9 protein-coding genes are annotated in these 10,928 nt (G+C 61.2%); 4 read left to right on the forward strand and 5 right to left on the reverse strand.

All coding sequences use genetic code 11. From position 1 onward, the window contains the following. Window positions 1-339 (forward strand): polysaccharide biosynthesis C-terminal domain-containing protein (locus tag BFP89_RS04525; RefSeq protein WP_176718391.1); only part of this gene is annotated, 339 nt, incomplete at its 5' end. Window positions 340-361: 22 nt separating this feature from the next. Next, entirely contained in the window at window positions 362-1,405 is a 1,044-nt protein-coding gene (locus tag BFP89_RS04530; protein ID WP_065884386.1) for an acyltransferase family protein, read from the forward strand. A 168-nt stretch (window positions 1,406-1,573) separates the two neighbouring features. Here BFP89_RS04530 and BFP89_RS04535 read toward each other — a convergent pair whose 3' ends face one another. The 3 genes from BFP89_RS04535 to BFP89_RS04545 form a co-directional block, all read right to left on the reverse strand. Further along, window positions 1,574-2,146 (reverse strand): DUF4174 domain-containing protein, encoded by a 573-nt coding sequence (locus BFP89_RS04535; protein WP_065884387.1) that lies wholly within the window; start codon window positions 2,144-2,146, stop codon window positions 1,574-1,576. A 152-nt stretch (window positions 2,147-2,298) separates the two neighbouring features. Next, window positions 2,299-2,931 (reverse strand): glutathione S-transferase N-terminal domain-containing protein, encoded by a 633-nt coding sequence (locus BFP89_RS04540; RefSeq protein WP_065884388.1) that lies wholly within the window; start codon window positions 2,929-2,931, stop codon window positions 2,299-2,301. 39 nt (window positions 2,932-2,970) lie between these two features. Beyond that, a complete protein-coding gene (locus BFP89_RS04545) occupies window positions 2,971-5,328 on the reverse strand; it encodes a DNA polymerase II (RefSeq protein WP_065884389.1) in 2,358 nt (785 codons plus the stop codon). Between the two features lie 204 nt (window positions 5,329-5,532). Here BFP89_RS04545 and BFP89_RS04550 point away from each other — a divergent pair, with 204 nt between their 5' ends. Continuing rightward, window positions 5,533-7,734 (forward strand): TonB-dependent receptor, encoded by a 2,202-nt coding sequence (locus BFP89_RS04550; RefSeq protein ID WP_065884390.1) that lies wholly within the window; start codon window positions 5,533-5,535, stop codon window positions 7,732-7,734. A gap of 46 nt (window positions 7,735-7,780) precedes the next feature. Here the strand turns inward: BFP89_RS04550 and BFP89_RS04555 are convergent, their stop codons facing one another. Then, window positions 7,781-8,248 (reverse strand): SRPBCC family protein, encoded by a 468-nt coding sequence (locus tag BFP89_RS04555; RefSeq protein WP_065884391.1) that lies wholly within the window; start codon window positions 8,246-8,248, stop codon window positions 7,781-7,783. Between the two features lie 99 nt (window positions 8,249-8,347). Here BFP89_RS04555 and BFP89_RS04560 point away from each other — a divergent pair, with 99 nt between their 5' ends. Next, window positions 8,348-8,749 carry a GFA family protein gene (locus BFP89_RS04560; RefSeq protein WP_065884392.1) on the forward strand — a complete coding sequence of 134 codons (402 nt, stop codon included), beginning with the start codon at window positions 8,348-8,350 and terminating at the stop codon, window positions 8,747-8,749. Between the two features lies 1 nt (window position 8,750). Here BFP89_RS04560 and mrdA read toward each other — a convergent pair whose 3' ends face one another. Next, complete coding sequence (gene mrdA / locus BFP89_RS04565; RefSeq protein WP_065884393.1) at window positions 8,751-10,643, reverse strand: penicillin-binding protein 2; 1,893 nt, start codon at window positions 10,641-10,643, stop codon at window positions 8,751-8,753. Window positions 10,644-10,928: the final 285 nt, after the last annotated feature.

Raw genomic sequence — 10,928 nt, forward strand, 5'->3', positions numbered from 1 at the left:
GGCGATACGCGCCAGCCGCTGCGCTGCGAGCTGCTCGGCAGCCTGGTCAACGTGCTGCTGCTGAGCGTGCTGCCGTTTGCGTTTGGCTTGCCCGGCATCCCCCTGGCGGCGCTGGCCGGCGTGCTCTGCACCGCGCTGCTGCTGATGCAGCGCCAGGCGTTGCTCGGCGCCCTGCCGTGGGCCCGGCATTGGCTGATCAGCACCGTGCTGATGGGGCTGGCGGCGCTGCTGTTGTTTCGAATCGAAGGCGTGTGGCTGCAACTGGGCTTGAGCACCCTGGCAGGCGCGGTGGTGTTGCTGGGTATGGGGCTGTGGCTGAAGCCGTGGCGCAAGGCGTGAATGATCGTTCGGGAAGACTCAAATGAAACATCGCTGGATTCAAATGGATATCGCCAAAGGCATCGGTATCCTGGTTATCGTGTACGCCCACAGTTGGTTTGTCGCCAACTCGGTGGATTTGCTCTACCCGATCATTGCCTCGTTCGTGCTGCCGTTGTTCTTCTTTTTGTCCGGGGTGTTCTTCAAGCCCGAGCAGCCGTTCGTGGAGATGGCGGTGCGCAAGGCCGATGGCTTGCTCAAGCCGTTCTTCTTCACCATGTTGGCGTATGTGATCGTGCGCGCTGTGCTGCGCGGGCAGCCGTTGCTGCCGGACATCGGCGGCGTGTTTTACGCCTCGGTGGATACCATCCCGTGGCAGGCGTTGTGGTTTTTGCCGCACTTCTGGGTGGCGATCCTGTTCAGTTGGCTGATGCTGCGCCTGATCCAGCGCCTTAAGCTGCCGTTGCCGGGCGCTTGTCTGCTGGCCGGCGCGCAACTGTTGCTCGGGATCTGGATGCTGCCGTGGTTCTGGCAAGTGCCGGTCAGCGTCGGCGAGCAGACCTGGACAATGCCCGGCCTGCCCTTCAGCCTCGATGTGACGCTGATCAGCAGCACCTACTTCATCTACGGCTACCTGCTGCGCGATTGGCTGCGTCGGCATGAGAGTTCGCTGTTGACCCTGCTGATTGCGGTGGCGCTGTTCGCCGTGGTGTTCCTCTACAGCCACGACACCATGGACCTGGCGCAGCGTCGCTATGACCACTGGCTGTGGACCAGCCTGCTGGCGGTGATCGGCGTGTACCTGTGCTGGGCGCTGGCGCGGGTGTTGATGGTGTCGACCCTGCTGACCCGGATGATGACCTACATCGGCCAATCCACCTTGATCGTGCTGATCTTCCACGGCGAGATCCAGCACAAGACCTTCGACCTGATGGAGCGTCTGGGCCTGCATCCGTTCCTGGCGGCGTGTGTGGGCTTTGTGGTGGCGGTGGTGGTGTCGTTGCTGATCGGGGAAGTGATCAAGCGCGTGGCATTCCTGCGGTTTTTCTACTTTCCGTTTCCGCTGCGTAAAGCGGCTAAACCGTGAGCAGGACTGATGTAGGAGAGGGCTTGCCCTGATGCCAGCCAGTTAAGGCTTTTTGTAGGAGCGAGCTTGCTCGCGAAAAACTCACAGGCACCGCGTTCATTCAGAAAGCACGCGTTATCGTTGACGTTTTTCGCGAGCAAGCTCGCTCCTACAGACGGCGGTGTATGCTCAGTCGTCCAGCTGTTGCGGCGCGGGCTTGCTGCCCGGCTTGGCCGGTTTCGCGCCCTTCGCTGGCGAGGGTTCGACCGGTGCAGGTTCCGGCGCGGCAGCCGCTTCTTTTTCGGCCATCGGCATCTGGTCGATGGTACTGAAAAACTCTTTCAGATCGAGCGTATCCGGCGGCACATTCTTCTCGACTTTCTTGTCCCCGTCCTTGCCCACCAGGATCACCTTGGTGCCGCTGCCGACCCCAAGCTTGAGGGCGCGGATCAGTGCATTGGTCTCAGGCGGCGTGAGCTTTTTGCTGTCCTTGGGATCCTTGGCGAACTTCTCGCCTTCGGCGCCGATGCTGCCGAACTTCACGGTGTACAGCACCATGCTGCGTTCTTCGAAGGACTGCCTGGTGGCAGGCTCTTCCAGTTGTTTTTTGAGCGTGGCCAACGTCGGGTTACCGGCATCGAGTTCCACCACGACCAGAGGGCGGGTTTTGCCCAGCTCCAGCTTGAGCGGATTATCATCGGCAGCCAACAACGGCCCCGTAAAAGCCATCAAGGTAGCCAGGGTCAGCGACCGGATGAGCATGCGCACCTCCTTTGAATTCCATGCAGGGTTCTTGAGTTTCATGTCTGCGACAGTCAAATTCAAGGATGATTCCTACGCCACGTTGAGAAGCGTAGGTCAGGGCGTACGCTACGCAAGGGTTTGCAGGGCGGTAAGGTGATTGTTTCCTCTGATTACGAGACCTTCCAATCCGGCCAATGCCGGGCGAATACGGGCGCCACAAGCGGGTCGGCGTCCACCCGTTCCAGGGTATGGGCAAAACCTGGGGCCAGATTGTGCAGCGCTTCCCGCGCCTCATCCCAGCGCGACACTGCCGCCGCCATGATGCCCAACGCGTTGGGGACGTTGTCGGGGGTAAACAACTGGTCGGCAAACTGATCGGCGAACACCACCCAGGCTTGATGCAGATAGCGCCGCGTGCCGGTGGTCAGTTGCGCTTGCAGGGCTTGATCCGCGTCGCCCAGCCAGCGTTGCGGGTAGTCGATGATGCCGATGGCCGAATAGCAATTGGCGGCGATATACAACAGGCCGCGCAGAATCTGCGCGCGGTTGCCGACCAGCAGGTCGGCCTGGGGATACTCGAGGCCCAGATGGATCAGGATGGCGGCGCTTTCGGTCAGCACCTGGCCATCGGGGGTGACCAGGGTGGGAATCTGTTTCAGGGGATTGATGCGCGCAAGGGCTTCGCTGCCCTCGCTGTCCTGCCAGGAACTGGCCTCCACGCGATGCCACGGCACGGCGCAGCGTTGCAGGGCGATTTCGATCATGCAGGAACCGGACTCGTCGGTGCCATAAAGCGTATACATGGACGTTTCTCCTGAGTAACGGGTGTTGCGGCGATCCGCCTAGAACAGGCCCATCTGACCACCCACCAGAGTGCCAAAATCATCGTTCACGAACGGCAGGATCGCGTCCGCCACGGGCTGCAATTGCCGGGTCACGTAATGATCGTAGTCGATCGGCGCTTGCCGCACTTCCAAAGGCTCGGGGCCGTTGACGCTGATCACATAGCTGATCCAGCCGCCGCGCTGGTACTGGCGCGGGCGCCCGAGGCGGTCGTTGTATTCATCGGCCAGGCGTGCGGCGCGTACATGGGGCGGGACGTTGCGTTCGTAGTCATGCAGCGCTCGGCGCAGGCGCTTGCGGTAGATCAGCAGGTCGTCGAGCTCGCCGCTCAAGGTGCGACGCACATACTCGCGGACATACTCCTGATGGGGCTGGCGATGGAAGATGCGTCGGTAGAGCTCCTGCTGGAATTGCCGCGCCAGGGGTGACCAGTCACTGCGCACGGTCTCCAGCCCTTTGTAGACCATCTCTTCGCTGCCATCGCCGCGTACCACCAGGCCGGCGTAGCGCTTCTTGCTGCCCTCCTCCGCGCCGCGAATGGTCGGCATCAGGAAGCGGCTGAAATGGGTTTCGTATTGCAGCTCGAGGGCGCTCTGCAGGCCGTACTCGGTGTGCAGATGGCTGCGCCACCAGTCGTTGACGTGCTCCACCAGCGCCTGGCCGATACGACTGGCGTCCTCGTTGGAATGGGCGCTGCCGAGCCAGACGAAGGTGGAATCGGTGTCGCCGTAGATCACCTCATAGCCCTGGGCCTCAACCAATTCCCGCGTCTGGCGCATGATCTGGTGCCCGCGCATCGTGATCGACGACGCCAGCCGCGTATCGAAGAACCGGCAGCCGCTGGAACCGAGCACCCCGTAGAACGCATTCATGATGATCTTCAGGGCCTGGGACAACGGTGCATTGCGTTCGCGCTTGGCCACTTCGCGGCCTTCGGAAACCCGCGTGACGATGGCCGGCAGGCAATGCCGGGTGCGGGAAAAACGCGCACCGCGAAAGCCTTCCACCGAGTCGCTGTCGTCCGGATGCCTGAGGCCTTCGATCAAGCCCACCGGGTCGATCAGGAAACTGCGGATGATCGACGGGTAGAGGCTTTTGTAGTCCAGCACCAGTACTGACTCATAGAGGCCCGGGCGTGAATCCATGACAAAGCCGCCCGGACTGGCCTGGGGCGGCTTGTCGCCGAGGTTCGGTGCGACGAAGCCCTGGCGGTGCATCAACGGCATGTAGAGGTGGGTAAACGCCGCGACGGAACCGCCATTGCGGTCGGCGGGCAGGCCGGTGACGCTGGCGCGTTCGAGCAGGAACTCGAGCAGGCCGGTCTTCTCGAAAATCCGCGTGACCAACTCGCAGTCCTTGAGGTTATAGCGCGCCAGGGCAGGCTTGTCCTCGGCGAACATGCGGTTGATTTCGTCCATGCGCTGGTAAGGCGTGGAGATGTCCTTGCCTTCGCCCAGCAGGGTTTGCGCGACGTTCTCCAGGCTGAACGACTCGAAGCTCCAGGTGGCCGAGCGCAGGGCTTCGATGCCGTCGATGATCAGCCTGCCTGCGGCTGCGGCGAAGTAGTGATTGCGGCTGCCGTGTTCGCGCCAGGTCATGGCTTCACCGCCGCGTCCGAGCAGCAGCGGCACGTTCAGGCGCTGGGCATGTTCGTGCAGTACGCGCAGGTCGAATTGCACCACGTTCCAGCCGATGATCGCATCCGGATCATGGGTGGCCAGCCATTGGTTGAGACGTTCAAGCAGTTGGGCGCGGGTGTCGCAATAGTCGAGCTTGAAATCCACTGCGTCGTGTTTGTTGGGCGGACCGAGCATGTACACCTGGCGCTCGCCGCAGCCTTCGAGGGCGATGGAATAGAGATCGCCCTGGGCGGTGGTTTCGATGTCCAGGGACACCAGCTTCAACGGCGGACGGTAGTCGGGAGCGGGCTTCATCTGCGCGTCGAGCAGGGTGCCGTCCGCATCCGCAGTGCCGCCGAACCACACCGGGGCGGTGATAAAGCGTTCCATCATGTAGCGCTCGGGCGGCCGCACGTCGCCTTCATAGACGTCGACCCCGGCGCTGCGCAGGCGCTTTTCGATGTCCATCATCTGGCGGTGCTGCCGGGCGTATAGACCCAGGACCGGTCGATGATGGAAATCGCACAACTGCAACGCGCGCAACTCGATGTCGCGCTCGTCCTTGAGCAGCCAGCCCAGCGGCTTGCGATGGATCTCGGGGATGAACATCACCGAGGTCTGCACGGGTAGGCGAATGCACCGAGGCCCCTGGTCGGTCGCCAGCCAGAAGCTGACCTGCGTACCCGCCGGGGTGTCGCGCCAATGCCGGGTCAGGACAAAACCCTGCTGTAAATCCACCGTACCGCACCTCGGCAATTACTTTCAGGGCGTGATTCTACTCGGCATCCGGTCAAGGCGGCAGGTTAACTGTCATCTCACAAATCTGTTGCGGAATATGAATAACAATTACTATCATTCGCGCCGGAGTCGTATTCGCGCAGTGAGGAAGCGCACTGTGTTGCCCCCTTCCTCATCATTGACGGTTCACCGTCCGGATTGACCATGCCTCTGTGTAGCCGCCTCGCCGTGCCCTTTCGCCCTACCGTGCTTGCCCTTTGCTGCGCCCTTAGCGTTGCCGCGCAGGCCGATACGAGCAACACCCTGCAACTGGACGCCACGCGCATCGATGCCCAGGCCCCCGCGCCCGAGGCGTTGCCTGCGGTGTACGCCGGTGGGCAGGTTGCCCGTGGCGGCCAACTGGGTGTGCTGGGCAACCAGGACATCATGGACGTGCCGTTCAGCATGTCCTCCTACACCGAGCAATTGATTCGCGACCAGCAGGCGGAAACGGTCGGCGATGTGCTGCTCAATGACGCGTCCGTGCGCCAGGCGTCAGGGTATGCGAACCAGGCCCAGACTTTCATGATTCGCGGTTTGCCGTTGAATGGCGACGATATTTCCTATAACGGTTTGTACGGCATCCTGCCACGCCAGATTATGTCCACTGACGCGCTGGAACGTGTGGAAGTGTTCAAGGGCCCCAACGCGTTCATCAATGGCGTCACGCCGGGCGGCTCGGGGATCGGCGGCGGTGTGAACCTGCAACCCAAGCGCGCCGGTGACGTGCCGCTGCGCCGCTTCAGCACGGACATCAGCAGCGACGGCCGGGTGGGCGAGCATCTGGATATCGGGCAGCGCTTTGGTGAAGACCACCGTTTTGGCGCGCGGCTCAACCTGTCCCAGCGCGAAGGCGACACCGGTATTGACGACGAAAACCAGCGGTCGAAACTGTTCGCGGCCGGCCTCGATTACCGTGGCGATGCACTGCGCCTGTCGGGTGATTTCGTGTATCAGAAGCAGCGTATCAATGGCGGACGCAACTCCGTGTTCCTGGGCAGCGCGACCCGCGTCCCGGATGCGCCTTCGGCGGATACCAACTATGCGCCCCGCTGGAGCAGCACCAACCTGGAGGACACCCTGGGCATGCTGCGCGCCGAATACGACCTGAATGAAAACTGGACGGGTTACGCTGCAGGCGGTGCCAAACACAGCCGGGAAATGGGCCGATATTCCTCGATTACCCTGACCGATAACCTCGGCAATGCCACCTCCAGCCGCTCGACCATTGCCCACGAAGAAGACAACGCCAGCCTGATGGCCGGCTTGAACGGCAAGTTCCAGACCGGCGCCGTCAGCCACCGACTCAACGTCGGCCTCGCCGGTATCTGGACTCAGGCGCGTAACGCCTATGTGTTCAACGGTTCACCGGCGGCAACCAACCTCTACAACCCTGTGACCGGCGCCCCACCCACGCTCAACACGCCGCGCAATACCCCGGGCACCGACTTCGGCGACCCGACCATTACCGCCAAGACATTCGTGCGCAGCGCTGCGGTGTCCGACACCCTGGGTGTGTTCGACGACCGTCTGTTGGTGACATTGGGTGCACGCCGCCAGCAAATGGTGGTGCAAGGCTACAACTACATGAGCGGCACACGCACGGCCAACTACGACGAATCGATCACCACGCCGGTCTACGGCATTGTGTTCAAGCCGTGGGAGCACGTGTCGCTGTACGCCAACCGCATCGAAGGCCTGGCCCAGGGCCCCACCTCGCCGCTCAAATCCGGTGACCGGACGATCATCGGTGGCGGGCAAGCCTATGCACCGGCGCGCTCCAAGCAGGTCGAAGCGGGCGTCAAGGTCGACATGGGCACCTATGGCGCCACCCTCGGCGTGTACCGTATCGAACAGCCAGGTGCGGGTTATGCGCAAGTCATCGATGCAACCACGGCGCGCTATGTGCGCGAAGGCCAGCAGATCAACAAAGGCGTGGAACTGAACGTCTTCGGCGAACCGGTAAGTGGCCTGCGCTTGCTTGGGGGGGTGACGCTGATGAAGACCGAACTCAAGGGCACCCTCAACGGTGCCAACGACGGCAACCGCGCCATCGGCGTCCCTTCGTTCCAGCTCAACGCCGGTGTGGATTGGGACGTGCCCGGCCTGCAAGGCGTGACCCTCAATGGGCGCATGCTGCGCACGGGCGGCCAGTATGCCGACGCGGCGAACAACCTGAGCCTGCCCGCGTGGAACCGTTTCGACCTGGGTGCGCGCTACACCTTCGCGCTGGCTCAACGTGAGGTAACACTGGGCGCTACGATGGAGAACGTCGCCAACGAGAAATACTGGGAATCGGCCCAGGGTGGCTTCCTGAGCCAGGGCGACCCGCGGGTAGCGAAATTGTCGGCGACGATTGATTTCTAACAACACGGCGGTTGACGATGGGCATCAGCGTTGATGCCCGTTCGCGTCAGGCGCGCCTGGCGCTGTTCAGATAGTTTTCGATGTTGCCCATTTGCTCATCCCAGCCTCGGGAATTCATCTTGAACGCTTTCTGGCGTCGAGCCTGGGGGACGTTGTCGAAACCCGATTCCACCACCCGCAGCAGAATGCCCGGCGCGCGATCCTCAAGGGTGAATTCCACCAGCGTCGGTTCTTCCTTGTCGTAGTCGATATCCTTATCTACCGCAAAGGGATGCCACCAGAAAGAAAACAGCGTTTGCGGCAGGATGCGTTCGATCCTGGCCTTCCACACCACATGTTCGTAGCCTGGGTAGGTAATCTGCGCTTCGAGGGTTTCGCCGGTCACAAAGGTTTTTCCCTTGAGGGCGATACCGAACCAATCACCAAAGCGCTCAGCATGGGTGAGCGCTTCCCACACCTGTTTACGTGATGCGTTGAGCAGGACTTTTCGTTCGATCCGATCCAATACGTGCATAAGTCACCTCCTCCATTGAACACTAGGCGACATCGACCAATGCGCAACTTTTGGTTATGCGCGATGATGATGTCCCCATCCTTGACCTGGTCATAGGTTATGACTGAACGCTTGAAAGGAAGTTGCTTTTGCAAAGGTGTGGGCTACCAGGTGGACCGCCTGGACATGCCCATCAGTCACTGCCACTGCAACAGTTGTCGCAAGGCGCACGCGGCCGCGTTTGTCGCCACGGCCGGCGTGATGCGTGAACACTTTCGCTGGACTCACGGTGAAGAATTGCTGTCGTCGTTCGAGTCATCACCGGGCAAGCAGCGCCATTTCTGCTCGCGCTGCGGCTCCCATCTGATCGCCGAACGCGCGCACCAACCCCACGTAATCGTGCGGGTGGCGACGCTGGACGATGATCCGGGCATCAGGCCCACCGCCCATATCTGGACAAGCCATGATGTGCCCTGGCTTGTTGATGACGGCGTAGAGCGCTGGGGCGAATGGAAAGTCTGAGTCAGACGCGCGGGTCGCCTGGCGCTTTGGCCGGCGTCGCATATTGCGGCTTCAAATGACCCTCCTGGTCGAGCAGCCAGGCATCCATGATCTGCCGCACCACCGGGCCTGCCACTCGGCCACCGGCCTCACCGTTTTCGATCATCACTGAAATCACGATCTTCGGATGTTCGGCTGGCGCGAAGCCGACAAACAAGGCGTTATCGCGATGACGCTCCAGCGTCTTGTTGCGGTTGTAACGCTCGCCCTGCTTGATCGCCACCACTTGCGCGGTACCGCTCTTGCCGGCGATGCGGTATTGGGCACCTTGCGCGGCCGCGCGGGCGATACCGCGCGGGTCGTGCATGACCAGTTGCATGCCGTGGTTGACCTGTTCCCAGTCACGCGGGTCCTTGAGGACTACGTTGGGCATCGGGTTCTCATCCACCGGTGGCACGCCGTTGATGGTCTTGGCCAGGTGCGGCCGGTTCCATACTCCTTTGTTGGCGATCAGCGCAGTGGCCTGGGCCAGCTGCAGCGGGGTGACCTGCATATAACCCTGGCCGATGCCCAGGATCACGGTTTCGCCGGGGAACCAGGGCTGGCGGCGTGTGGCGCGTTTCCAGGCCTGGGAAGGCATCAGCCCGGCGGACTCTTCGAACATGTCCAGGGACACCTTCTGCCCCAGGCCGAATTCGGCCAGGTAATCATGCAGGCGATCGATGCCGAGTTTGTGGGCCAGGTCATAGAAGTAGGTGTCATTGGAGCGCATGATGGCGGCGTCCATATCTACCCAGCCGTCGCCGCTGTGGTTCCAGTTGCGGTATTTGTGATCGAAGTCCGGCAGCTGGTAGTACCCTGGATCGAACACGCGGGTTTGTGGAGTGACCACGCCGCTGTCGAGACCTGCGATAGCCACTTCGGGCTTGATGGTCGAGCCAGGCGCATACAGCCCGCGCAGCACGCGGTTGAACAGTGGGCGGTCGATGGAATCATGCAGCGCGGCATATTCCTTGAAGCTGATGCCGGTGACGAACAGGTTCGGGTCGAAACTCGGCTTGCTGACCATGGCCAGCACCTCACCGGTTTGCGGGTCCAGGGCAACCACCGAACCACGACGATCACCCAGGGCCTCCTCGGCGGCTTCCTGAAGCTTGACGTCGAGACTCAAGACAATGTTTTTACCCGGGATAGGGTCCGTGTGCTTGAGCACCCGCAACACCCGCCCCTGAGCGTTGGTTTCGACTTCTTCATAACCGACATGACCATGCAGTTCCGATTCGTAGAAGCGTTCGATCCCGGTTTTGCCGATCGATTGGGTGCCGCGGTATTCCACTGAATCGAGGGCCTTGGACTCTTTCTCGTTGATTCGTCCGACATAGCCAATGGAGTGAGCGAAGTGCGCACCCAATGGGTAGTGGCGAACGAACTGGGGCTCAACGTCTACACCCGGCAGGCGGAACTCGTTGACGGCCAGGACGGCGATCTGCTCTTCGGTCAGCTCGTAGAACAGCGTGACGGGAACGAACGGATGGCGGGCCTGTTTGAGCGCTTTGTCGAACACAGCGCGATCTTCGGCGGGCAGGTGTAACAAGCTGACGATCGCGTCCAACTCACCCTTGAGGTCGGTGGTGCGCTCGCGGGTGATGGTCAGGTTGTAGCTGGGCCGGTTGTCGGCCAGGACCACACCGTTGCGGTCATAGATCAAGCCGCGCGTGGGGGTGATGGGCAGCACGTGGACGCGGTTGTTTTCGGAAATGGTGGAGTGATAGTCGTATTGCACGACCTGCAGGAAGTACATCCGGCCCACCAGGGCGCAGGTGATACCGATCACCAGGAGTGCGCAGGCAAGCAAACGTTTGTTGACCAGACGGTGTTCTTTTTCGTGGTCCTTGATGGGTATCGGTTCAGGCATTTCTACAGCATCTCGTTGAAAAAGGTCGACGCCGCGTCCTGCGGATAAAGATCAATCCTTGTGAAAATGTGCTGCACCATACCAAAAATGCAGAAACACTTTGTATCGATTTCCCTCAACGGCAGGTTATTTCATCCAGTAAAGCGAAGGCGCGGTAGTAAGCGAGCGATGGGGCGGCGGCTGAAGAGATACTTTTCAAGCGCCCAAAACAAAACCCCTGTTTGCGTTAGCAAACAGGGGTTCTGGAATTTAATCTTGACGATGACCTACTCTCACATGGGGAAA

Source organism: Pseudomonas sp. 31 R 17 (assembly GCF_900004915.1).
In the GTDB taxonomy this organism is placed as follows: Bacteria; Pseudomonadota; Gammaproteobacteria; order Pseudomonadales; family Pseudomonadaceae; genus Aquipseudomonas; species Aquipseudomonas orientalis_A.